We start from the raw sequence: 22,243 nt of genomic DNA on the forward strand, positions 1-22,243 counted from the left end.
ACCGCTGTCCTGACCGTTGGCGCAGCTCAGGGGCCCTGTGAGAGGTATTTCTTCAGCTTGACAGGGGGCCAAACCGATGGTCTGAACACGCTCCGTGATTGGCAGATGACACCCCGACGTGGGTGATCGGAGCGTGGATTTCTCGGGCGATGCGCTGTTCCCATGATATCCCGGTCGCGCCAGCCGCGCCCGGGTGTAGCGGGAGGACCCGGCGGTGCGGGACCCTGGAGGCACAACGCTGTCCGCGCGCCGAGACGGTTGCAGGGGGTCCGATGGGCATGCCCGACGCAGAGGGCCAGGGCTCCGCCGACGGCCTCCCCGGCCTGCCGCCGGAGTGGGGCCGCATCGTCGTGCCAAACGACCCGTCCGCGCTCGCGGAGGAAGCGGCGCGGGTCCGCCGCGAGCTGCGCCGCCGGGCCAACCAGACCCGCTGGCGTCGCCGCCTCGGCCTGCTCTCCCGCGCCGGTGGCCGGCCACCGCTGCGCCTGCCGCTGCTCGTCCTGCTGGTGGCGCTGCTGATCACCCTCGCCGGCCTGTTCGCCGTCACCTGGCCCCGGCCGCCCCGGGGCGGCGACCGCCCCACGGTCGTGCCGTACCCGACGGCGACCGACCTGAGCGGCCGGGCGCTGCCGGCGCTCGACCTGGTCGACGCCGAGAACTCGGCCGTCTCGCTGCGCGGCCTGACGCCCGCCGTGATCATCCTGGTGGACGCCTGCCCCTGCCCCGAGCGGGTGGCCGAGGCCGCGGCGCTCGCGCCGCCCGGGGTGACCGTGGTCACCGTCGAGGGCGGCCGCACGGTCCGCGCCACCCCGGCGTCGCCCACCGCGGCCGTACGCCCGCTCGCCGACCCGGCCGGCGGCCTGCGCACCTTCCTACGGCTGCCGGCGCGACCCGGGGCGGCCACCGCGCTGCTGGTCGACCGCGCCGGCGTGCTGGTCCGGGTGGTGCCGGAGCTGCGCTCCGCCGAGGACTACCGCGCCGACCTGGCCCGCCTCGGCACGTGAGCCGGGACGCGTGGCGGCTCAGAAGGCCAGGGCCGCCAGCCGGGCGTCAACCACGACCGGGGCGTCGCCGGACGCGGCGAGGACGAACCGGAGCTGCCTCTTCCCGCCGTCCAACAGCACCGAGGCGGCCGAGCCGCCGCACGGCACCCGGCGGGTCTCGCGTTTCCCGAAGGGAAAGGCCACCAGCAGCAGCTCTCCCGGGCCGGCGCACCGGGCCTGGAGCAGGTGCGGCCGGGACCCGGCGGCGGGCACGGCACGCTGCTGCGGCGGCAGGCCGGGACGCAGGGTCAGCCGGGCCTGCCACAGGGTGCCGAACCCGCCCAGGTCGCCGCCCCGGTCGTAGGGGACGGGCCCGCCGGCGTCGTCGGTCAGCACCCGTCCGGTGGGCCCGTCGAGGACGACGGTCCGGCGCGGGGACCTGAAGACCACCCGACCGGTCGCCGATTCGACGACGACATGGGGACTGTCACCGGGCGCGACCCGACCCATTTCCCGGCCCGTTGGCACGGAGTCCGCGCCTGTCGAGTCCACCGCAGACGAACGGGCCGGCCCACCCGTCGGCTCGATGCTGGGGGCAGCAGCCCGCCACCAGGCGCCACCGGCGACCACGAGGACCACGGCCAACCCGGCCAGCACCCCACCCCGCAGCCGGTCCACCCCGACATCCCCCGCCCCACCCACACCGCCGACCCTAACCCGCCCCACCCCCGCTCGCCTCGGTGATCAAGAGCTTTGCGTCATCGTCGAGATCAACGTTGACACTTTTCTCTTGATCACCGGGGCGAACCCGGGCGGGCGCGGGGCGGGCGCGGGGCGGGCGCGGGGCGGGTCCGGGGTGGGCGGGTGGGTTAGGGGGTGTGGTCCAGGAGGGCGGCGTAGAGGGTCAGGCCCGGGCCGAAGGCGAGCATCAGGATGCGTTCGGCCGGGCGTTGCGCCCGTAGCAGCCGGTCCAATATCAACATGACCGTCGCCGAGGAGCAGTTGCCGTGGGCGTCCAGGGTGGCGCGGGCCTCGTCCAGCGCCTGCGGCGGCAGCGCCAGCTCGCGTTCCACCACGTCCAGGATGCGCGGGCCGCCCGGGTGCACCGCCCAGCCGCCCACCTCCGACAGCGTCGCGCCGTTTCGGGCCAGCAGGTCGTCGACCAGGCCCCGGACGTGGCGGGAGAGCACCTGCGGGACCTTCGGGGACAGCCCCATCCGGAAGCCGGTGTCGGTGACGTCCCAGGTCATGTGGTCCGCCGTGGAGGTGTCGGTGACCGCGGCGACCTCGCGCAGCGCGTACCCCCGGCCGCCGGGGACGACCACGGCGGCGACGGCGGCGTCCGAGAAGAGGGCGTGGGAGACGATCTGCTGGGTGTCCAGCCGGGCCGTTGCGGGTTGGATGTGCAGGCTGGTCAGCTCCGCGCAGAGCAGCAGCGCCGGCCGCTGCCGGGCGGTGACGAAGTCGCCGGCCGCGCCGAGCCCCGGCAGGGCCGCGTAGCAGCCCATGTGGCCGACGACCATGCGCTGGGTGTGCGGGGCCATGCCCAGGTCCCGGGCGAGCAGGATGTCCAGGCCGGGGGTGGCGTACCCGGTGCACGAGCAGACGATGAACATGCCGACGTCCCCGGCGTCCAGGCCGGCGGCGGTGAGCGCCCGGCCGACCGCCTCCTTGCCCAGCGGCAGCGCCTCGACCTGGTAGCGGCGCATCCGGCGCTCGGTCGGCCAGTCCGAGACGTCCTCCAGCAGCGGGTTGACCGCCGCCTGCCGCCGCGTCACGCCGGAGTTGGCGAAGATCCGCTGCGCGAGCGCCCGCGTGGCGTCGGGGAAGTGGCCCGCGAAGAAACCCGACCACAGCTCGTCCTGCGCCGCCCCCGGCGGCTGCGCCGTGCCCAGACCCGCGATCACCGGTACGACCACGTTCCCCACCTCTCGTTTGCGTACCCCACGTCGTCACCAACGAGAGGCGGAGCTGTCGCGGTCCGGTCTCACCTGCACCCCGGCGCTGGCCCGGCTATTCGCGCCGGACGCCGCGCCCCTGGTAGAGCACCGCCGTCGACCAGGTCGGCCTGATCCGGGGCTCCCGCCGGGCCGACGGGGACGGGCCGCTGCCCACCGGCGACCGACGGGCGGCCCGCAGCCTGCGGACCAGCCAGCGCAGGGTGCCGCCCAGCTCCGGCCGGACGCCCCGGACCCGCAGGTCGACGCCGTGCCGGGCGCACTCGGCGACCAGCGCCCGGTCGTCCACGAACAACCGTGGATCGTGGATGCCCCGGGGCACCGTCGGCAGCCGCTCGCCGATCTCCACGGCGACCAGCCGGCTCAGCGCGGTGTCGTTGAGCGTGTCCAGCGCCAGCAGGCCGCCCGGCCGCAGCAGCCGGCATGCCTCCGCCACAGCGACCCGCCAGTCCGGCACGTGTTCCAGCAGCTCGCCGGCGGCCACCACGTCGGCGCAGCCGTCGGCCAGCGGCACGGCGGTGGCGTCGCCGTTGACCGGCGTCACCCCGTGCGCCGCGGCCTGCGCCAGGGCGGACCGGGTGAGGTCGACGCCGACGTGCCGGTAGCCCTTGCCGGCCAGGTGCGGGGCGAGCAGGCCGGCGCCGCAGCCCAGGTCGACCAGGAGGGCGTCGGGCCGGGTGGCCGGCGGCACCAGGGCCGCCCGGGCGCGGGCGAGCCAGTGCAGCATCGCGAACGCCCCGTCCGGACGCCACCACTCGTCGGCCAGGTCGTCGTACTGCCGGGGATCGTTCGGCGGCAGCACGCGCGGGCGCTCGGACACGGGGGACGATCCGTCACGCATGGCACCGAGCGTGGCACGACCGGGCGGTAACGACCAGACTTCCCATATGTCGACGACGGTGTTAGGGCTGCTCAGGGCAAGTCACCCGGAGCCGGCCGCGGCGGTGACCGTGGTGGCGGGGCTGCTCGCCGTGGGGGTGGGGCACCGCCCGTCCGGGGTCGCCGCGGTGGCGCTCACGGTGCTCGCCAGCCAGCTCGCCGTCGGCTGGTCCAACGACCACCTGGACGCCGACCGGGACGCGGCGGTGGGGCGTACCGACAAACCGGTCGCCGCCGGCGCGGTGAGCCGGCGGGCGGTGGGGCTGGCGACGCGGGCCGCGACCCTGGCCACGGTGCTGCTCGCGGTGGCGACGACCAACCGGGCGGCGGCGGTCTGGGCGACAGTGGCCCTGGTCTCCGCGCTGGCCTACAACCGGCCGCTGAAGTCGACGCCGTTCTCCGTGCTGCCCTACGCGGTGTCGTTCGGCGCGCTGCCCGCCTTCGTGGTGCTCGCGCTGCCCGGCGCACCCGCCCCGCCGGCCTGGCTGGTGGCCGCCGCCGCCCTGCTGGGGGCCGGGGCGCACTTCGCCAACGTGCTGCCCGACCTGGCCGACGACGCCCGCACGGGGGTGCGGGGGCTGCCGCACCGCCTCGGCGCGGCCGGCAGCCGGGTGGCCGCCGCCGCGCTGCTGCTCGCCGCGACCGTCACCCTGGTCGCCGGGCCGCCCGGGCCGCCGTCGTGGTTCGGGCTGTCGGCGGTCGCGACCGCCGCGCTGGTCCCGCCCCTGACCTGGTACGCCGGCCGCAACGCCCGCCGCTCCGGCGACCGGGGGGTGGCCGCGTTCCGGGCGGTGCTGCTGGTGGCCCTGATCGACGTGGTGCTGCTGGTCACCGGCGGCCGGGTGCTCTGAGCGCCCGGGAAGGTGGTGGTGCCGGGTCGGCGTGCGGCTCTCGATCAGCCCCAACTACCCTGAAGCCGGTCTGCGCGGGTATGGCCACCGTGCCCGGCGACGGCCGGGTGGGGATCGTGACGAGGAGGACCGACGTGACGCGCTCGATCAGGGGTTCCCGGCGGGCGGCCCTGCTGCTGTCCGGCGTGGCGGCGGCGACCGGCCTGCTGGCGACCGGTTGCGGCGCCGGCCAGGTGGCCGAGACCGCCAACAAGGAGCCGTCGGTCCAGGGTGTCAACCTCCAGACTTCGGACAACGCCTACAAGGTGCGCGGGCTGTACGTGGAATACCCGGGCGCCGGTGGCTACCAGGCCGGCGCGAACGCCGCCGTCAACGCGGTGCTCTACAACGACACGCAGAGCCCGGTGACGGTGACCGTCACCACCGACGGCGCGCGGGAGATCGTGATCAGCGGCGGCGCGTCCGCCTCGGCGAGCCCGTCGGCCAGCGAGTCGCCGTCGGAGAGCGCATCGCCGTCGGAGAGCGCATCGCCGTCGGAGAGCGCGTCGCCGTCCGGGTCCGCGTCGCCGTCCGGGTCCGCGTCGCCGTCCGAGGGCGCGTCGCCGTCGGGTTCCGGGTCGCCGTCCGGGTCGGCCAGCCCGTCCGGGGGCGCGTCGGAGGGCCCGTCCGCTTCGCCGAGCCCGTCGGCCCCGGCCGGCGAACCGGCCCGGTTCGAGATCCCCGCCCTCGGCTACGTCCAGCTCAACGTGCAGGGCGGGCGGTCGCTCCAGCTCGTCGGCCTCAACCAGGCGCTGCTCGCCGGCCAGCAGGTCAACCTGACGTTCGACTTCGGCAACGGCCGCACCATCAGCGCCCCGGCACCGGTCGGCGTCCCGCTGACCCCGCTCCCGCAGCCGTCCCAGATCGTGCAGCGCGAGGGCGCGCACGGCGCGGAGGGCGGCACCGAGGGCTCCGGCCACGGCGGCTGACCGCCTGCCGCATGACAGCTCGACCGCACCGCCGGCGTGGCACCCGCCATGCCGGCGGTGCTTCGTCGTACGGGGGGACTAACGTTCCGGTGTGACGACGCCCCGATCGACACCCTCCCGGGCGACCCCGCGCGGCCGGGCCGCCCGCGAGCCCCGCCCCGCCTACGAGTGCGACGCCTGCGGCCACCAGCCGCCCAAGTGGGTGGGGCGCTGCCCCGAGTGCGGCGAGTGGGGCTCGGTGGTCGAGTGCACGGTGACCGGCCCGACCGTCTCCGGGCGGGTGGTCAGCTCCCGGATGCCGGCCGAGCCGGCCCGGCCGATCGCCACCATCAGCGCCGCGCCGGCCAAGGCCCGCCCCACCGGCGTCAGCGAGCTCGACCGGGTGCTCGGCGGCGGCCTGGTGCCCGGCGCGGTGGTGCTGCTCGCCGGCGAGCCGGGGGTGGGCAAGTCCACGTTGCTGCTCGACGTCGCCCAGCAGTGGGCGGCCACCGCCGGCAGCCCGTCGCTGGTGGTCAGCGGCGAGGAGTCGGTCAGCCAGGTGCGGCTGCGCGCCGAGCGGATGAACGCCCTGCACGACCAGCTCTGGCTGGCCGCCGAGAGCGACCTCGGCGCGGTCCTCGGCCACCTCGACGCGGTGAAGCCGGGGCTGCTGGTGCTCGACTCGGTGCAGACCATCTCCACCGCCGGCACCGAGGGGGTGCCCGGCGGGGTGACCCAGGTGCGCGCGGTCACCGCCGCCCTGGTCGCCGTGGCCAAGGAGCGGGGGGTCGCCACCGTCCTGGTCGGTCACGTCACCAAGGACGGCCAGGTGGCCGGGCCCCGGGTGCTGGAGCACCTGGTCGACGTGGTGCTGCACTTCGAGGGCGACAAGCACTCGTCGCTGCGGATGGTGCGCGGCGTGAAGAACCGGTTCGGCGCCGCCGACGAGGTCGGCTGTTTCGAGATGCACGAGGGGGGCATCAGCAGCCTCGCCGACCCGTCCGGGCTGTTCCTCACCCGCTACTCGGAGCCGGTGCCGGGCACCTGCGTCACGGTGGCGATGGAGGGGCGGCGGGCCCTGGTCACCGAGGTCCAGGCGCTGATCGGGGCGACCGTGGCGGGTTCGCCCCGGCGCACGGTCTCGGGGCTGGACGGGGCCCGGCTGGCGATGGTGCTGGCGGTGCTCCAGCGCCGCGCCGAGCGGCTGACCCTGCACGACCGGGAGGTCTTCGCGGCCACGGTCGGCGGCATCCGGGTGGTGGAGCCGGCGGCCGACCTGGCGGTGGCCCTCGCGGTCGCCTCCGGCGGCCTCAACCTCGCCATCAACCCGCACCTGGTGGCGATCGGCGAGGTCGGCCTGACCGGCGAGGTGCGTCGGGTCGGCGCGGTGCCCCGCCGGCTCGCCGAGGCGGCCCGGCTCGGCTTCCGGGTGGCCCTCGTGCCGCCGGGGTGTGGCCCGGAGAGCGCCGGGGCGGGCCCCGAGAACATGCGCGTGATGGAGGTCACCGACGTGCGCTCGGCGCTCCAGTGTGCCGCCCGCGCATCGGCGGAGTGACCGACGGTGGCCGCCGGGTCGGACCGCCGGTGCGATTCCGGACAAGCGCGACGGGCCTCCCGGGGCGGCCGGCGGGGGGCATCGTGACACATCACAGTAACCACGACAGCACCCACCGCACGCCAGTCCGTAGACTGTGCGCGTGCCGATCGACCGCGATGCCAGCAGAACAGCCGGCGCGACACCCCACGCCCGCACCGGTGCCGTGGGCTCGCCCGCCCGTCCGATCAGCGTCAGCGTGACCGGGAGTGTCGGCGGCGCGAGCGGTGATCCGCTGCGGGCCAATCTCGCCCTCATGGCCCCCGGCACCGCGCTGCGTGACGGCCTGGAGCGGATTCTGCGGGGCCGCACGGGCGCGCTGATCGTCCTGGGCTACGACAAGGTCGTCGAGGGGTTGTGCACCGGCGGCTTCCCCCTCGACGTGGAGTTCTCGGCGACCCGGGTCCGGGAGCTGTGCAAGATGGACGGCGCGGTGGTGCTCTCCAGCGACGGCACCCGCATCGTCCGGGCGGCCGTGCACCTGATGCCGGACCCGTCGATCCCCACCGAGGAGTCCGGCACCCGGCACCGCACCGCCGAGCGGGTGGCCCGGCAGACGGGCTACCCGGTCATCTCCGTCAGCCAGTCGATGCGGATCATCAGCCTCTACGTCAACGGCCAGCGGCACGTGCTGGACGACTCGGCGGCCATCCTGTCCCGGGCCAACCAGGCCCTGGCCACCCTGGAGCGCTACAAGCTGCGCCTCGACGAGGTCTCCGGCACCCTCTCCGCCCTGGAGATCGAGGACCTGGTGACGGTCCGGGACGCGGTGGCGGTGGTGCAGCGGCTGGAGATGGTCCGCCGGATCGCCGACGAGATCGCCGGTTACGTGGTGGAGCTGGGCACCGACGGCCGCCTGCTCGCCCTCCAGCTCGACGAGCTGATGGCCGGCGTGGACGCCGACCGCACCCTGGTCATCCGCGACTACCTGCCCGCCGGCCGCAAGTCCCGCACGCTCGACGAGGCGCTGGTAGAGCTGGATCTGCTGAGCGCCACCGAGCTGATCGACCTGGTCGCGGTGGCCAAGGCCATCGGCTACCCGGCCGCCTCCGACGCGCTGGACGCGGCGGTCAGCCCGCGCGGCTTCCGGCTGCTGGCGAAGGTCCCCCGGCTGCCGGTGGCCATCGTCGACCGGCTGGTGCTGCACTTCGGCAGCCTCCAGCGGCTGCTCGGGGCCACCGTGGAGGATCTGCAGGCCGTCGAGGGCGTCGGCGACGCCCGCGCCCGCGGGGTCCGGGAAGGGCTGTCCCGGCTCGCCGAGGCCTCCATCCTGGAGCGCTACGTCTGAGGCTCACGACGCCCCGTGGCAGCGGGACCGGGCCGCCGGGCGTCGGGGCCGCCCCGGCGACGGGGCGGGTCGTCAGCCGGTGATGGTGAGCTTCACCGGCGAGCTGAGCTTGGTGTCGAGCCGCCCGAAGACCTGGTAGGCCCCGGCCGGCGGGAACGGGCCGTTGGCGAGCCCGTCCTTGCAGCGGCTGGTGTCCCGCCCGTTCCAGTCCACCTGGTACGACCGCTCGAACCCGGGCGTGAACGACTGCACGTCCGAGCCCTTGACGTTGCCGCAGGTGTCGGAGGACCAGACCTTCTCCGCGCCCGACTTGACGAACAGCTCCTGGAAGTCGGCGCCCACGTCGCGGCTGCAGGTGCGGTCCGACTTGTTCTTGATCTTGAGCTGGAGGCTGACCACCGTGCCCCGCTGCGCCGACGTCGGCAGCGCCACCGGCGTCACCGAGATCTCCGCGTCGGTGCACGTCCCGGCGTCCGCGCCGGCGGGCCCGGCAGGAGCGCCGTCGCCGCCGGAGGGGCCGTTCGACCCGCCCTGGTCGCCTCCTGACGAGCCCGGGTCGCCGCCGGGGTCGTCCGACCCGGCTGGCGGCAGGCCGGTCTGCGGTGTCAGCACCGAGCCGCTCGGGTCTGGCGCCGCCGACGGGTCGCCGCCAGCCGGGGTCGCCGTCGGAGTCGGGGTCGACTTCGACTGCGGCGTGGTGCCGGTGTTGCCCGCTCCGTTGCAGGAATAGAGCAGGACAATCAGGAAGAGAAGGCCCGCTCCAAGTACGACGGCGCGACGCCGCCAGTACACGGCGGGTGGCAGGGGGCCGACCGTCAGACGCATGATGCCCCCACCGTAGCGGCGCGACGCACCGTCGCCGGGCACGACGCGCCGGAGCGCCCTCGGCTCACCGTGACGACCCTCCACTCACGACATCCGCCGCCCCGCCGACCCGCGGCGGGCCCTCCGGCGGCCGCCCGGCCCGGTGGGACCGGAACGGATCACTGGTAGACCTTGCGCTGGTAGATCGCGTGCGCCCCGGCCACCCGGTCCAGGAAGAGCAGGCCGAGGCAGTGGTCGATCTCGTGCTGCAACGCGCGCGCCTCGAAGCCGTCGGTGACCAGCCGCACCGGCGCCCCGCTGCCGGGCAGCAGCCCTTCGACGACCAGGCGGCTGGCCCGCTTGACGTCGCCGGTGAGGTCGGGCACCGACATGCAGCCCTCGCGGCCACCCTTCCACCGGGTCGCCTCCACCACCCGGGCGTTGCACAGGACGAACGTGCCGTGCACGGTGACCGCCTTCGGATGGCCGGTGACGTCCACCGCGAACACCTGCGCGCCCACGCCCACCTGCGGGGCGGCCAGGCCCACACAACCCGGCGAGACCCGCATCGTGGCGATCAGGTCGGCGGCCAGGCGGACCACCTCGTCCGACGTCGGGTCCACCTCCGGCCCCGGCCGGCTGAGCACCGGGTCGGGGGCGGACACCACCGGGCGCACCTCGCCCGGCACCGGCAGGGCCGCCGGGGTCCAGCCGGCGAGGCCCACGTATTCCGTCGTCACAGCAGGTCCGTGTCCGCCGGGCGGAGGCTGACCCCCACGCCCAGCTCCGCAGCGGTACGCGCCAACCGCCCGGCCACCTCGTCGAAGGTGCCCGCCGGCAGCTCGACCTCCGCGACCACCACGTAGAGGGCCCCGGTCAGCCGGGTGCTCAGGTCGGTGACGTTGCCGCCCGCGTCGGTCAGCACCCGCGTCATCGCCGCGACGATGCCCATCCGGTCCGCGCCGTGCACCGCCAGCACGTACGGCTCACCGGTCGGCGCTGCCGCGCCGTCGGGGGTGACCGCCCGTACGGTGGCCAGCAGCTGGCCGTCGGCGGCGAGCGGGGCCAGCGCGGCCTCGACGTCGGCGGCGGCCGGGCCCACACAGATCAGGGTCATCGCGAAGTGCCCCCGCAGCCGGGTCATGGTGGAGTCGGTGAGGTTCGCGCCCAGCTGGGCGAGCACCTCGGCGACGTCGGCCACGATGCCGGGCCGGTCCCGGCCGATGACGGTGATCGCGAGCTCGCTCATCCGGGCATTCTGCCCGATCGAGGGGCGGCCCCCGCGCCGCCCCGCCCGGCCCGCCCACCCTGCGGGAAGGCGGCCCGTGACATGATCGACGGCGCGATGTCCGAGCACACTTTCGCCACCCTGGTCAGCCGGTGGTACGAGCGCAACGCCCGCGACCTGCCGTGGCGCGTGCCCGGCGTGGGCGCGTGGGCGATCCTGGTCAGCGAGGTCATGCTCCAGCAGACGCCCGTGGTGCGGGTGCTGCCGGCGTACGAGGCGTGGCTGGCCCGCTGGCCCACACCCGCCGCGCTCGCCGCCGACACGCCCGCCGAGGCGATCCGGATGTGGGGGCGGCTGGGCTACCCGCGCCGGGCGATGCGGCTGCACGACTGCGCGGTGGCGATCGTCGAGCGGCACGGCGGCGAGGTGCCCGACCGGCTGGAGCAACTGCTCGCCCTGCCGGGGGTCGGCACGTACACGGCGCGGGCGGTGGCCGCCTTCGCGTACGGGCAGCGGCACCCGGTGGTCGACACCAACGTGCGGCGGGTGGTCTGCCGGGCGGTCGCCGGGGAGCCGGACGCCGGCCCGGCCACCCGTCCCGCCGACCTGGTGGCCACCGAGGAGCTGCTGCCGGTGGAGCCGGCCGCAGCCGCCCTGGCCAGCGCCGCGTTCATGGAGTTGGGGGCGGTCGTCTGCACCGCCCGGTCGCCCCGGTGCGCGGCCTGCCCGGTGGAGTCGATCTGCGCCTGGCGGGCCTCCGGTCAGGTGGCGCCGGCCGGCCCGACGCGGCGTCCCCAGCGGTACGCGGGCACGGACCGCCAGGTCCGCGGGCTGCTGTTGGCGGTGCTGCGGGAGGCCAGCGGCCCCGTGCCGCGCCAACGGCTGGACCAGGTGTGGACCGACGACGTGCAGCGGTCCCGGGCGCTGGCCGGGCTGGTCACCGACGGCCTGGTGGAACCGGCCGGTGGGGAGTCGTTCCGCCTCGCGGGAGACGGCCCGCCGACCCCGGCCCCGGCCCTGGACGCCTGACCCGGCCCAGCCCAGCCGGGGCGGGGCGGGGTGGGGTGGGGCCGCCATGTCGCCGACATCGCGGCTTCCGCGCCTCCTGATACCCCCATCTCCCCGGCAGCCCCGTGCGGAAACGGGCGACGGCCCGGCGGCTCTCGCCGCCGGGCCGTCGCCCGTTCTGCCCTACTCGTCGTGCGGGTCCTCGGCTCAGGCGGCCTCGGTGCCGCCCAGCTCGGCGGGGACGGCGTCGGGGACCTCGGCGGGTCGGTCCGAGCCGCGGAACACCAGCTTGGACTTGTCGATGTCCTCCGGGTCGCCCTCGCAGTCGACCACGACGATCTGGCCGGGGGTCAACTCGTTGAACAGGATCCGCTCGGACAGGTTGTCCTCGATGTCACGCTGGATCGTGCGCCGCAGCGGCCGAGCGCCCAGGACCGGGTCGAAGCCCTTCTTCGCCAGGTACTTCTTGGCGTTGTCGGTCAGCTCCAGCCCCATGTCCTTGTTGCGCAGCTGGGTCTCGATCCGGGCGATCATGATGTCCACGATCGAGAGGATCTCGGTCTGCCGCAGCTGGTGGAACACGATGGTGTCGTCGATCCGGTTGAGGAACTCCGGCCGGAAGTGCTGCTTCAGCTCGTCGTTGACCTTCTGCTTCATCCGGTCGTAGTTGGACTCCGAGTCCTCCGACGCCTGGAATCCCAGCGACACCGCCTTGGCCACGTCCCGGGTGCCGAGGTTGGTGGTCAGGATGATGACCGTGTTCTTGAAGTCCACGATCCGGCCCTGGCCGTCGGTCAGCCGCCCGTCCTCCAGGATCTGGAGCAGGGTGTTGAACACGTCCGGGTGGGCCTTCTCGATCTCGTCGAAGAGGACCACGGAGAACGGCCGACGCCGCACCTTCTCGGTCAGCTGCCCGCCCTCGTCGTATCCGACGTAGCCGGGAGGGGCGCCGACGAGCCGGGACACCGTGTACCGGTCGTGGAACTCGGACATGTCGAGCTGGATGAGGGCGTCCTCGCTGCCGAACAGGAACTCGGCGAGCGCCTTGGACAGCTCGGTCTTACCCACGCCGGACGGGCCGGCGAAGATGAACGAGCCGGACGGGCGCTTCGGGTCCTTCAGGCCGGCCCGGGTGCGCCGGATGGCCTTCGAGACGGCCTTGACCGCGTCCTCCTGGCCGATGACGCGCTTGTGCAGCTCGTCTTCCATGCGCAGCAGGCGGGAGGTCTCCTCCTCGGTCAGCTTGTAGACCGGGATGCCGGTCCAGTTGCCCAGGACCTCGGCGATCTGCTCGTCGTCGACCTCGCTGACGACGTCGAGGTCGCCGGCCTTCCACTCCTTCTCCCGCTGCGCCTTCTGGCCCAGCAGCTGCTTCTCCTTGTCGCGCAGCTGCGCGGCGCGCTCGAAGTCCTGCGCGTCGATCGCGGACTCCTTGTCGCGGCGCACCTGCGCGATGCGCTCGTCGAAGTCCCGCAGGTCCGGCGGCGCGGTCATCCGGCGGATCCGCATCCGCGCGCCCGCCTCGTCGATCAGGTCGATCGCCTTGTCGGGCAGGAAGCGGTCGGAGATGTACCGGTCGGCCAGGGTCGCGGCGGCCACCAGGGCGGCGTCGGTGATCGAGACCCGGTGGTGCGCCTCGTACCGGTCGCGCAGGCCCTTCAGGATCTCGATCGTGTGGGCCAGGGACGGCTCACCCACCTGGATCGGCTGGAAGCGGCGCTCCAGGGCGGCGTCCTTCTCCAGGTGCTTGCGGTATTCGTCGAGCGTCGTGGCGCCGATGGTCTGCAGCTCGCCACGGGCCAGCATCGGCTTGAGGATCGACGCCGCGTCGATCGCGCCCTCCGCCGCGCCCGCGCCGACGAGGGTGTGGATCTCGTCGATGAACAGGATGATGTCGCCGCGGGTGCGGATCTCCTTGAGCACCTTCTTCAGGCGCTCCTCGAAGTCACCGCGGTAGCGGGAGCCGGCGACCAGCGCGCCCAGGTCGAGGGTGTAGAGCTGCTTGTCCTTCAGCGTCTCCGGGACCTCGCCCTTGATGATCTTCTGGGACAGGCCCTCCACCACGGCGGTCTTGCCGACGCCGGGCTCACCGATCAGCACCGGGTTGTTCTTGGTGCGGCGGGACAGCACCTGCATGACCCGCTCGATCTCCTTCTCCCGCCCGATGACCGGGTCGAGCTTGCCCTCCCGGGCAGCCTGGGTCAGGTTCCGACCGAACTGGTCCAGCACCAGGCTGGTCGACGGCGCTGCCTCGCCCGTCGTCGTGCCGGCCGCCGCGGGCTCCTTGCCCTGGTAGCCGGAGAGGAGCTGGATCACCTGCTGGCGGACCCGGTTGAGGTCGGCCCCGAGCTTCACCAGGACCTGGGCGGCGACGCCCTCGCCCTCGCGGATCAGGCCGAGCAGGATGTGCTCCGTGCCGATGTAGTTGTGGCCGAGCTGCAGCGCCTCGCGCAGCGACAGCTCCAGGACCTTCTTGGCCCGCGGCGTGAACGGGATGTGCCCGCTCGGCGCCTGCTGGCCCTGACCGATGATCTCCTCGACCTGCTGACGCACACCCTCCAGCGAGATCCCCAGACTCTCCAGGGCCTTCGCCGCGACACCCTCACCCTCGTGGATCAGGCCCAGCAGGATGTGCTCCGTACCGATGTAGTTGTGGTTGAGCATCCGGGCCTCTTCCTGGGCCAGGACGACAACCCGTCGCGCTCGGTCGGTGAACCGCTCGAACATGCCCTCGTGCTCCTCACGTGCCGTGCGCCTTGATGGTCAGATCTCGGCGGGGCCGGTGCGCGGACGTCCGGGACGGGCGTCCTTGCCTCATTACTCTATCGCCGCGGACCGACTCCGCTGAGGTCGTGTGTCCTCCGCAGGGGTCCGGTACGCGTCGTTTTAGCCAACCGTCCGCGCTCAGGGCGTGTTCCGGGGTCTCCGCGTGTACGCGCAGAGCGAAATTCGGACGGGCGGCGGAACGCGTCCGCGGGCTCCTCGGGAGCCCGCTGCGCCCTCCAACGGGCCGGGGCCGGCCGGGTCGACGACCCGACCAGGCCGGGCGACCGGTCGTCCACAGGCTGTGGAGAGTTTCTCCACCGGCTGTGGACAACGCCGTGGCGACCCGGGCTCTTCCCGGCCAGTGACACGGCGACGCCGGCCCGGAGGTGTGCTCCGGTCCGGCGTCGGTGTCGCCCGTGTCGGGGATGTCCCGCCGAGGGCTCTATCGCACCCGGCGACGGCGGCGGTCACCCGGGACCGCCTCGGCGCTCAGCGCTTGGCGTGGAACTCGTCCACGATCTCCTGGGGAATCCGCCCCCGGTCGGAGATCTCCTTGCCCTCCCGCTTGGCCCACGCCCGGATCGCCTTGTTCTGCTCGCGGTCGGCGGTGGCGCCGCCCCGGCCGCGCGCGGCCCGCCCGCCGACCACCACGCCGCCCCGGCCCACCTTGGTGCCGTGCGCGACGTAGGGCGAGAAAACCTCCCGCAATTTCTCGGCGTTCGTCGCGGACAGGTCGATCTCGTACTGAACGCCGTCGAGCGCGAACTTGACGGTCTCGTCAGCGTCCCCACCGTCCAGGTCATCGACCAGCTTGTGAATGATCTGCTTGGCCACGTCCCACATTCCTTTCGAGCAGGGTGATCCTGCAAACTGAGAGCACAATAACCCGCCCGATGCTTGCCTCGTCAATAGGATGCGGTAACTGCCCCTGGCGGAGTGGCCGGTCGGCTACTCCGCGCGGACCAACGGGAAGAGGATGGTTTCCCGAATTCCCAGGCCCGTCAGCGCCATCAACAGCCGGTCGATTCCCATTCCCATGCCGCCGGCCGGGGGCATTCCGTACTCCATGGCCCGGAGAAAGTCCTCGTCCAGCCGCATGGCCTCGTCGTCGCCGCGCGCCGCGAGCTGGGCCTGGGCGACGAGCCGCTCCCGCTGCACGACCGGGTCGACCAGCTCCGAGTACGCGGTGCCCAGCTCGAACCCGAGGACGTAGAGGTCCCACTTCTCGGCCAGCCCCGGCTCGCTGCGGTGCGCCCGGGTCAGCGGGCTGGTCTCCTCCGGGTAGTCCCGCACGAAGGTCGGCGCCTGGAGCCCCGGCACCACCAGCTCCTCGAACAGCTCCTCGGCGAGCTTGCCCGGCCCCCACTTCGGGTCGACGGCCAGGCCGGCCTTGTCGGCGTACTCGACGAGGCGGGCCCGCTCGGTGCGGACGGTGACCTCTTCACCGAGCGCCTCCGAAAGCACCCCGAAGAGGGTCACGGAGCGCCAGTCGCCGCCCAGATCGAACTCGCGGCCATCCGCGTGCGTCACCACGGTCGAGCCGCCGACCGCGATCGCGGCCTGCTGCACGAGATTGCGGGTCAGCGACGCCATCGTGTCGTAGTCGCCGTACGCCTGGTACGCCTCCAGCATCGCGAACTCCGGCGAGTGCGAAGAGTCGACACCCTCATTACGGAAGTTACGGTTGATCTCGAACACCCGATCGACGCCGCCGACCACGGCGCGCTTGAGAAACAGTTCCGGCGCGATTCGCAGATACAGATCGGTGCCCAACGCATTGCTGTGGGTCACGAATGGCCGGGCCGCCGCGCCGCCGTGCAGCAACTGGAGCATCGGCGTCTCCACCTCGACGAAGCCCTGCCCGTGCAGGAAGTCGCGCAGGCTGCGCACGGCCGCGGCCCGCGTACGCACCATCTGCCGCGCCTGCGGGCGGACGATCAGGTCGACGTAGCGCTGGCGGACCCGCGCCTCCTCGCTGAGCGGCTTGTGCGCCACCGGCAGCGGGCGCAACGCCTTTGCGGTGACCGCCCACTGCTCGGCCAGCACCGACAGCTCGCCGCGCCGGCTGGTGATCACCTCGCCGGTCACCCCGACGTGGTCGCCCAGGTCGACGAGGCGCTTCCAGTCGTCCAGCCGCTGCGCGCCGACCCGGTCGAGGGAGAGCATCGCCTGGAGTTCGGTGCCGTCGCCGTCCCGCAGCGTCGCGAAGCAGAGCTTGCCCGTGTTCCGTACGAAGATCACCCGACCGGTGACCGAGACCCGGTCGCCCGTGGCGGTGTCGGTGGGCAGGTCGGCGTACCTCGCGCGGACCTCGGCCAGGGTGTCGGTGCGGGGGAACCCGACGGGGTACGGCTCGACGCCGTCGGCGAGCATCCGGTCCCGCTTCTCCCGGCGGACCTTCATCTGCTCCGGAAGGTCGTCGGCGGGGTCGACTGGCACGGCGTTCTGCTCGGTCACGGCACGCTTCCCTAGCTAAGGAGTTTCGGCGGGGTCAGGGCCGAGCGTACTCAAGGGCTCCGGCGGCCGTTGCGGGATAACCTCCCGCCATGACCGACCCCACCGCGGCCCTGTCGTTCGGCGTCGCCGCCGCCGACTACGACCGCTTCCGACCCCGCTATCCCCAGGAGGCGATCCGCTGGGCGCTCGCCGCCCTGCCCACGCCCGCCCGGGTCGTCGACCTCGGCGCAGGCACGGGCATCCTCACCCGCGCCCTGCTCGCCCTCGGGCACGAGGTGGTGCCCGTGGAGCCCGACCCGGGGATGCGGGCCCAACTGGCCGCCGCGACCCCGGGCGTCACCGCCCTGGCCGGCAGCGCCGAGGCGGTGCCCCTGCCCGACGGCTCGGTCGACGCGGTGCTGGCCGGCCAGGCGTACCACTGGTTCGACAAGGACCGCGCGCACGCCGAGATCGCCCGGCTGCTGCGGCCCGGCGGCGTCTTCGCCCCGATCTGGAACGTGCGGGACGAGCGGGTCGGCTGGGTGGCGCGGCTGAGCGGGATCGCGCGGATGGGCGGCAGCGCCGACGACCTCGCCGGCCGGGTCGGCGACTTCGGGCCCGGGTTCGGGCCGGCCGAGCGGGCCGAGTTCGCGCACCGCACCACGCTCACCCCCGACGAGCTGGTCGGGCTGGTCCGGACCCGCTCGTACTACCTCACCGCCGGCCCGGAACAGCGGCGCGACCTCGACCGGGAGCTGCGCGACCTCGTCGCCACCCACCCGGACCTGGCCGGCCGGGAGCGCTTCGAGCTGCCGTACCGCACGCTGGCCGTCCGCGCCACCCGCCGCTGAGAACCATCGGGTACGGGGGCCGCTGCCCGTCGGATACGGGGGGGGGTGAGAGGGGCACCCTTCTCTACCGTATGCGTTAACAGGGGGCCCTTCCTTGCACCTCACACGTTGCGGTCGTAGACCATGCGCAGGCCGATGAGGGTGATCATCGGCTCGTGGTGGGTGATGGTGCGGCACTCGCCGATCACCACCGACGCCAGCCCTCCGGTGGCGATCACCGCCCGCACCTCGCCCAGTTCCTCGGTCATCCGCTCGACGATCCGGTCCACCTGGCCGGCGAAGCCGAAGTAGAGCCCCGACTGGAGACACTCGACGGTGTTCTTGCCGATCACCGACCGGGGCTTGGCCGCCTCCACCTTGCGCAGCTGGGCGGCGCGGGCCGCGAGCGCGTCGAAGGAGATCTCGATGCCGGGGGCGAACGCCCCGCCGAGGAACTCGCCCCGGCCGCTGATCACGTCGAAGTTGGTGGTGGTGCCGAAGTCGACAACGATCGACGGCCCGCCGAACAGGGTGTACGCGGCGAGCGTGTTGACCACCCGGTCGGAGCCGACCTCCTTCGGGTTGTCGATCGCGAGCTGCACGCCGGTGCGTACCCCCGGCTCGACGATGACGCTCGGCAGGTCGGCGTAGTAGCGGGCGAGCATCGTCCGCAGCGAGCGCAGCGCGGCCGGCACCGTCGAGCAGGCGGCCACCCCGGTGATCTCCACGGCGTCACCGGCGAGCAGCCCCCGGAACATCAGCCCGAGCTCGTCCGCCGTGGAGCGGGCGTCGGTCTTGATCCGCCAGGAGTGCACCAGCTTGTCGCCGTCGAAGGTCGCCAGCACGGTGTTGGTGTTTCCGATGTCGATGCAGAGCAGCACGCACGCAGCCTAGACGCGCGGAGGCTCACCGGGGGTGCAGGTCCAGCGCCACGTCCAGGATCGGCGAGGAGTGCGTCAGCGCGCCGACCGACAGGTAGTCCACGCCGGTCGCACCGTACTCCGCCGCCACGTCGAGCCTCAGCCCGCCGGTCGCCTCCAGCTCCGCCCGGTCCCCCACGGCGGCCACCACCTCGCGCAGGGTCGCCGGGGTCATGTTGTCCAGCAGCAGGAAGTCGGCGCCCGCCTCGACGGCCTCCAGCGCCTCGGCGAGGGTGTCCACCTCCACCTGCACCGCTACGCCGGGGAAGACCTCCCGGACCCGGCGGTAGGCCGCCGCGACGCCGCCGGCCGCGAGCTTGTGGTTGTCCTTGATCATGGCGACGTCGTACAGGCCCATCCGCTTGTTGGTGCCGCCGCCGGCCCGCACCGCGTACTTCTCCAGCGCCCGCAGGCCCGGGGTGGTCTTGCGGGTGTCCAGCACGGTCGCCTTCGTGCCGGCCAGCGCGTCCGCCCAGGCCCGGGTGTGGGTGGCCACCCCGGAGAGCCGGCAGAGCAGGTTGAGCGCCGTGCGCTCGGCGGTGAGCAGCAGCCGGGTCGGCCCGGCCACCGTGGCCAGCACGTCGCCGCGGGCCACCCGCTGCCCGTCGTGGGCCACGAGCGACACCTCGACGGTACGGCCGCCGGCCGCCCCCGCGCCGCCGGCCGCCCCCGCGTCGGCGGCTGGCGCGGCACCCGGGTCGGCCGGGAAGCCGGTCACCTCGGCGGCCAGCTCGAACGCGGCTGCCGCCACGGCCAGCCCCGCGACCACCCCGTCGGCGCGGGCGACCAGGTCGGCCGTGTCGGTCTGGGTGGCCGGGATGGTGGCGACGCTGGTGACGTCGAGGAAGTCCGGCCCGAGGTCCTCGGCGAACGCGGTGACGAGCACCCGCCGTACCTCGGCGGGATCCAGCCCGGCCGCCCGCAGCGCCTGCTCCGTCGTGTCCCTCATCGCTCTCCAGCCTCCCAGCGAGACGTCAGCCTGCCCTGCGCCCCGACTTCGGCGACCAGGTGGCCCCGCCACCGCTCGTCCGCCGTCGGGTAGTCCTCCCGCCAGTGGCACCCCCGGGTCTCCTGGCGGGCGTACGCGGCGGCGACCAGCGCCGACGCCACGGTGATCAGGTTCGTGGCCTCCCAGTCGGCGGTGCGCGGGGTGCCCCTGCCGGCGCCCAGCTCGCCCAGCGCCGTGGCCGTGGCGGCGAGCGTGTCCGCCGAGCGCAGCACCCCGGCGCCCCGGGTCATCGCCCGTTGCAGCGCGGGCGTCCCCTCGGCGGGCACCACCCAGCCGCCCCCGCCGGCCCACGCGCCACCCTCGGCGGGCCGGGCCTGCTCGGGCAGGCCGGCGGCGATGTCCTCGGCGATCCGGCGGGAGAACACCAGCCCCTCCAGCAGCGAGTTGCTGGCCAGCCGGTTCGCGCCGTGCACGCCCGTGCAGGCCACCTCGCCGCAGGCGTACAGGCCGGGGATGGAGGTGCGGCCCCGCAGGTCCGTGCGGACGCCGCCGGAGGCGTAGTGGGCGGCCGGGGCGACCGGGATCAGGTCGGTGGCCGGGTCGACGCCGATGGCCAGGCAGGAGGCGACGATGGTCGGGAAGCGCCCGGCCAGGAAGTCGCCGCCGAGGTGCCGGGCGTCGAGGTACACGTGGTCGGCGCCGGTGGCCAGCAGCACCCGGTGGATGCCCTTGGCCACCACGTCCCGGGGGGCCAGCTCCGCCAGCTCGTGCTGGCCGACCATGAACCGCTTGCCGTCGCCGTCGACGAGGTGCGCGCCCTCGCCGCGCAGCGCCTCGGAGACCAGCGGCTGCTGCGCCCGGCCGGCCCCCGGCACGCCGGCACCGGCCGGGGTGAGCAGCGCCGTGGGGTGGAACTGGACGAACTCCACGTCGGTGACCGCCGCGCCGGCCCGCATGGCCAGCGCCACGCCGTCGCCGGTGGAGACGGCCGGGTTGGTGGTGGCGGAGAAGACCTGGCCCATGCCGCCGGTGGCGAGCACCACCGCGCGGGCCAGCAGCGCGCCGACGCCGTCCTCGCTGCCCTCGCCGAGCACGTGCAGGGTGATCCCGCAGGCCGAGCCGAGCCCGCCGGGCCCGTCGCCGGGGGCGCGCAGCAGGTCCAGCACGAGGGCGTGCTCGACCAGCCGGATCCACGGGTCGCGGCGGACCGCCGCGTGCAGGGCCCGCTGCACCTCCGCGCCGGTGGCGTCCCCGCCGGCGTGCACGATCCGGTCCGCCCGGTGCCCGCCCTCCCGGGTGAGCATGAGCGAGCCGTCGGGGTGGCGGTCGAACTCCGCGCCGATGCGCATCAGCTCCCGCAGCCGGGTCGGCCCCTCCTCCACCAGCACCCGCACGGCGGCGGGGTCGCACAGCCCCACCCCGGCGACCTCGGTGTCGAAGGCGTGCGCGGCCGGGGTGTCCGCCGGGTCGAGCACGGCGGCGATGCCGCCCTGGGCCCAGCGGGTCGAGCCGTCGTCGATGTTGACCTTGGTGACCACGGTGACGTGCAGGCCGGCCTCGCGCAGGTGCAGCGCGGCGGTCAGCCCGGCCACCCCGGAGCCGACCACGATCACGTCGGTGGTCTCCACCCAGCCGGGCGCGGGCGCGGCCAGCAGCGTCGGCAGGACGGGCAGGTCGACGGTCGGTAGGTCCATGAGCACAGTCAACCCGAACCCGGTTCACCTCGGGCGGCGGGGGCGGGACGAGTGGTTTGGGCTACCCCGGGCGGCCGGGGCGTCCCTCGTCCGGCTCGGGCGGGGCGGAGTCGCCGCGCCCGGCCGGCGGGGCGGCGGTCACTTCGTCCGGACCGGGAGGCCGGCCGGGCCCGCGCCCTTCAGCGAGGCGGTCACCGTGCGGTCGCTGAGCCACAGGTAGCAGCGGATCCCCCGGTCGCCGACCCGCCAGCGCCCCGCCCCGGGCGGGCGGACCACCAGGCCGCTGCGGAAGCGCAGGTCGTCGTCGTCCGGCACGCCCGCGTAGCGGGCCAGGACCGTGCGGCAGCCGGCGTAGAAGGGGAGCCAGTCGGCGTCCCGGGCCGGGTACGGCTTGTCCGGCGCGTGCCACACCCCGACGAACTCGGCGTCGTGCCGGGTCGTGCACTCCACCGGCTTCAGCACCTGCGCGCCGCGCCGCCCGACGTTCTCGCTGCGCTGGCAGCCCAGCCGCAGCGGGGAGGGCCCCTTCAGGGCGCCGCGCAGGCTGCCGGTGCGGGTGACCGGCGTCGCGCCCGCCTCGGCGGTGCTGACCTCGGTCAGGTCGCAGCGGTACCAGCGGGCCCCGGACGTCCAGCCGGTCTTCGACGGCACCGCCACGGCCAGCCGGAGCCGGCCGGCCCGCCAGTCGTCCCCCACGTACGCGGTGGCCTTCGTGTCGCAGTCGGCGAACGGGGCGCGCAGCTCGGGCGAGCCGCTGCCGGGCGGGGCGGCCCGGTCGGCGGGGAACGCGCCGACGTGCACGGTCTCCACCAGGTGCGGGAGCGCGCAGTCGACCGGCGCGTACGCCGACAGCGGCAGCACGTCGACGAAGTCGGCGACCTGGCAGACCTCGGCGGCCGGGGTGAACGGGCCCGCCGGGCCCGGGGCGGCCCAGTCGTCGGTGAGGTCGCCGTCGAGGCCCGCCGGGCCCCCACAGCCGGCCAGCACGACCGCCGTGGCCAGGGCGGCGCACACGCTCGTCAACGCACGACGCATCGGGCCTCCCCAACCACCAGCTCCGCGACGGGACCCAAGAGTAACCAGGGATGACCATCGGTGACATACCGCG

General features: G+C 74.4%; 20 protein-coding genes. 7 read left to right on the forward strand and 13 right to left on the reverse strand.

Features of this window, described 5'->3' with window-relative positions; genetic code table 11:
• Positions 1-272 precede the first annotated feature (272 nt).
• The gene (locus ACFYWL_RS02745) at positions 273-1,004 is read left to right on the forward strand and encodes a hypothetical protein (RefSeq protein ID WP_386966312.1); all 732 of its coding nucleotides are present in this window, start codon (positions 273-275) and stop codon (positions 1,002-1,004) included.
• A gap of 18 nt (positions 1,005-1,022) precedes the next feature.
• Here the strand turns inward: ACFYWL_RS02745 and ACFYWL_RS02750 are convergent, their stop codons facing one another.
• From ACFYWL_RS02750 to ACFYWL_RS02760, 3 genes are all read right to left on the reverse strand, one after another.
• Positions 1,023-1,433, reverse strand: a complete 411-nt coding sequence (locus ACFYWL_RS02750; protein WP_386966314.1) for a hypothetical protein — start codon at positions 1,431-1,433, stop codon at positions 1,023-1,025.
• Between the two features lie 419 nt (positions 1,434-1,852).
• Positions 1,853-2,902, reverse strand: a complete 1,050-nt coding sequence (locus ACFYWL_RS02755) for a type III polyketide synthase (protein ID WP_386966317.1) — start codon at positions 2,900-2,902, stop codon at positions 1,853-1,855.
• Between the two features lie 94 nt (positions 2,903-2,996).
• Positions 2,997-3,782, reverse strand: a complete 786-nt coding sequence (locus ACFYWL_RS02760; RefSeq protein WP_386966319.1) for a class I SAM-dependent methyltransferase — start codon at positions 3,780-3,782, stop codon at positions 2,997-2,999.
• Positions 3,783-3,828: 46 nt separating this feature from the next.
• On the opposite strand from ACFYWL_RS02760, the gene ACFYWL_RS02765 reads away from it, so the two are divergent.
• The 4 genes from ACFYWL_RS02765 to disA all read left to right on the forward strand — a co-directional run bounded on the left by ACFYWL_RS02765 (position 3,829) and on the right by disA (position 8,500).
• A complete protein-coding gene (locus tag ACFYWL_RS02765) occupies positions 3,829-4,671 on the forward strand; it encodes a UbiA family prenyltransferase (protein WP_386966322.1) in 843 nt (280 codons plus the stop codon).
• A gap of 134 nt (positions 4,672-4,805) precedes the next feature.
• The gene (locus tag ACFYWL_RS02770) at positions 4,806-5,639 is read left to right on the forward strand and encodes a hypothetical protein (protein WP_386966325.1); all 834 of its coding nucleotides are present in this window, start codon (positions 4,806-4,808) and stop codon (positions 5,637-5,639) included.
• Positions 5,640-5,730: 91 nt separating this feature from the next.
• The gene (gene radA / locus ACFYWL_RS02775) at positions 5,731-7,173 is read left to right on the forward strand and encodes a DNA repair protein RadA (protein WP_043965049.1); all 1,443 of its coding nucleotides are present in this window, start codon (positions 5,731-5,733) and stop codon (positions 7,171-7,173) included.
• A 142-nt stretch (positions 7,174-7,315) separates the two neighbouring features.
• A complete protein-coding gene (disA, locus tag ACFYWL_RS02780; protein WP_386966328.1) occupies positions 7,316-8,500 on the forward strand; it encodes a DNA integrity scanning diadenylate cyclase DisA in 1,185 nt (394 codons plus the stop codon).
• Between the two features lie 72 nt (positions 8,501-8,572).
• Here the strand turns inward: disA and ACFYWL_RS02785 are convergent, their stop codons facing one another.
• The 3 genes from ACFYWL_RS02785 to ACFYWL_RS02795 all read right to left on the reverse strand — a co-directional run bounded on the left by ACFYWL_RS02785 (position 8,573) and on the right by ACFYWL_RS02795 (position 10,553).
• On the reverse strand, positions 8,573-9,325 hold the full coding sequence (locus tag ACFYWL_RS02785; RefSeq protein ID WP_386966330.1) for a hypothetical protein: 753 nt from the start codon (positions 9,323-9,325) through the stop codon (positions 8,573-8,575).
• Positions 9,326-9,483: 158 nt separating this feature from the next.
• Positions 9,484-10,044 (reverse strand): peptide deformylase, encoded by a 561-nt coding sequence (locus tag ACFYWL_RS02790; protein WP_386966333.1) that lies wholly within the window; start codon positions 10,042-10,044, stop codon positions 9,484-9,486.
• Positions 10,041-10,553: a glycine cleavage system protein R gene (locus ACFYWL_RS02795; RefSeq protein ID WP_386966335.1), complete on the reverse strand. Its 513-nt coding sequence runs from the start codon at positions 10,551-10,553 to the stop codon at positions 10,041-10,043. The genes ACFYWL_RS02790 and ACFYWL_RS02795 overlap by 4 nt, the downstream gene beginning before the upstream one ends.
• Positions 10,554-10,649: 96 nt before the next feature.
• Between ACFYWL_RS02795 and ACFYWL_RS02800 the strand changes: the two genes are divergently transcribed.
• Entirely contained in the window at positions 10,650-11,561 is a 912-nt protein-coding gene (locus ACFYWL_RS02800) for an A/G-specific adenine glycosylase (protein WP_386966338.1), read from the forward strand.
• A 186-nt stretch (positions 11,562-11,747) separates the two neighbouring features.
• Here ACFYWL_RS02800 and ACFYWL_RS02805 read toward each other — a convergent pair whose 3' ends face one another.
• The 3 genes from ACFYWL_RS02805 to lysS all read right to left on the reverse strand — a co-directional run bounded on the left by ACFYWL_RS02805 (position 11,748) and on the right by lysS (position 16,763).
• A complete protein-coding gene (locus ACFYWL_RS02805; RefSeq protein WP_043965043.1) occupies positions 11,748-14,267 on the reverse strand; it encodes an ATP-dependent Clp protease ATP-binding subunit in 2,520 nt (839 codons plus the stop codon).
• A 528-nt stretch (positions 14,268-14,795) separates the two neighbouring features.
• On the reverse strand, positions 14,796-15,140 hold the full coding sequence (locus ACFYWL_RS02810) for an Lsr2 family protein (protein ID WP_386966341.1): 345 nt from the start codon (positions 15,138-15,140) through the stop codon (positions 14,796-14,798).
• A 114-nt stretch (positions 15,141-15,254) separates the two neighbouring features.
• Complete coding sequence (gene lysS / locus ACFYWL_RS02815; protein WP_386966344.1) at positions 15,255-16,763, reverse strand: lysine--tRNA ligase; 1,509 nt, start codon at positions 16,761-16,763, stop codon at positions 15,255-15,257.
• 89 nt (positions 16,764-16,852) lie between these two features.
• Here lysS and ACFYWL_RS02820 point away from each other — a divergent pair, with 89 nt between their 5' ends.
• Positions 16,853-17,593, forward strand: coding sequence for a class I SAM-dependent methyltransferase (locus ACFYWL_RS02820; protein ID WP_386966346.1), 741 nt, complete (start codon positions 16,853-16,855; stop codon positions 17,591-17,593).
• Positions 17,594-17,694: 101 nt separating this feature from the next.
• Here the strand turns inward: ACFYWL_RS02820 and ACFYWL_RS02825 are convergent, their stop codons facing one another.
• The 4 genes from ACFYWL_RS02825 to ACFYWL_RS02840 all read right to left on the reverse strand — a co-directional run bounded on the left by ACFYWL_RS02825 (position 17,695) and on the right by ACFYWL_RS02840 (position 22,170).
• The gene (locus tag ACFYWL_RS02825) at positions 17,695-18,453 is read right to left on the reverse strand and encodes a type III pantothenate kinase (protein ID WP_043965037.1); all 759 of its coding nucleotides are present in this window, start codon (positions 18,451-18,453) and stop codon (positions 17,695-17,697) included.
• A gap of 25 nt (positions 18,454-18,478) precedes the next feature.
• The gene (gene nadC, locus ACFYWL_RS02830; RefSeq protein WP_386966350.1) at positions 18,479-19,441 is read right to left on the reverse strand and encodes a carboxylating nicotinate-nucleotide diphosphorylase; all 963 of its coding nucleotides are present in this window, start codon (positions 19,439-19,441) and stop codon (positions 18,479-18,481) included.
• Positions 19,438-21,135, reverse strand: a complete 1,698-nt coding sequence (locus ACFYWL_RS02835) for an L-aspartate oxidase (RefSeq protein ID WP_386966353.1) — start codon at positions 21,133-21,135, stop codon at positions 19,438-19,440. Before ACFYWL_RS02835 ends, nadC begins: the two co-directional genes overlap by 4 nt.
• Before the next feature lie 138 nt (positions 21,136-21,273).
• Positions 21,274-22,170, reverse strand: coding sequence for a septum formation family protein (locus tag ACFYWL_RS02840; protein WP_386966356.1), 897 nt, complete (start codon positions 22,168-22,170; stop codon positions 21,274-21,276).
• Between the last annotated feature and the right edge of the window lie 73 nt (positions 22,171-22,243).

Source organism: Micromonospora sp. NPDC002575, from assembly GCF_042889525.1.
Lineage (GTDB): Bacteria > Actinomycetota > Actinomycetes > Mycobacteriales > Micromonosporaceae > Micromonospora > Micromonospora carbonacea.

Excerpts from the sequence above, each read along its gene's own strand:
- ACFYWL_RS02745 (WP_386966312.1), top strand. The coding sequence starts at position 273 with ATGGGCATGCCCGACGCAGAGGGCCAGGGCTCCGCCGACGGCCTCCCC.
- ACFYWL_RS02760 (WP_386966319.1), bottom strand. The coding sequence starts at position 3,782 with ATGCGTGACGGATCGTCCCCCGTGTCCGAGCGCCCGCGCGTGCTGCCG.
- ACFYWL_RS02765 (WP_386966322.1), top strand. The coding sequence starts at position 3,829 with ATGTCGACGACGGTGTTAGGGCTGCTCAGGGCAAGTCACCCGGAGCCG.
- ACFYWL_RS02785 (WP_386966330.1), bottom strand. The coding sequence starts at position 9,325 with ATGCGTCTGACGGTCGGCCCCCTGCCACCCGCCGTGTACTGGCGGCGT.
- ACFYWL_RS02795 (WP_386966335.1), bottom strand. The coding sequence starts at position 10,553 with ATGAGCGAGCTCGCGATCACCGTCATCGGCCGGGACCGGCCCGGCATC.
- ACFYWL_RS02800 (WP_386966338.1), top strand. The coding sequence starts at position 10,650 with ATGTCCGAGCACACTTTCGCCACCCTGGTCAGCCGGTGGTACGAGCGC.
- ACFYWL_RS02805 (WP_043965043.1), bottom strand. The coding sequence starts at position 14,267 with ATGTTCGAGCGGTTCACCGACCGAGCGCGACGGGTTGTCGTCCTGGCC.
- ACFYWL_RS02820 (WP_386966346.1), top strand. The coding sequence starts at position 16,853 with ATGACCGACCCCACCGCGGCCCTGTCGTTCGGCGTCGCCGCCGCCGAC.
- nadC (WP_386966350.1), bottom strand. The coding sequence starts at position 19,441 with ATGAGGGACACGACGGAGCAGGCGCTGCGGGCGGCCGGGCTGGATCCC.
- ACFYWL_RS02835 (WP_386966353.1), bottom strand. The coding sequence starts at position 21,135 with ATGGACCTACCGACCGTCGACCTGCCCGTCCTGCCGACGCTGCTGGCC.
- ACFYWL_RS02840 (WP_386966356.1), bottom strand. The coding sequence starts at position 22,170 with ATGCGTCGTGCGTTGACGAGCGTGTGCGCCGCCCTGGCCACGGCGGTC.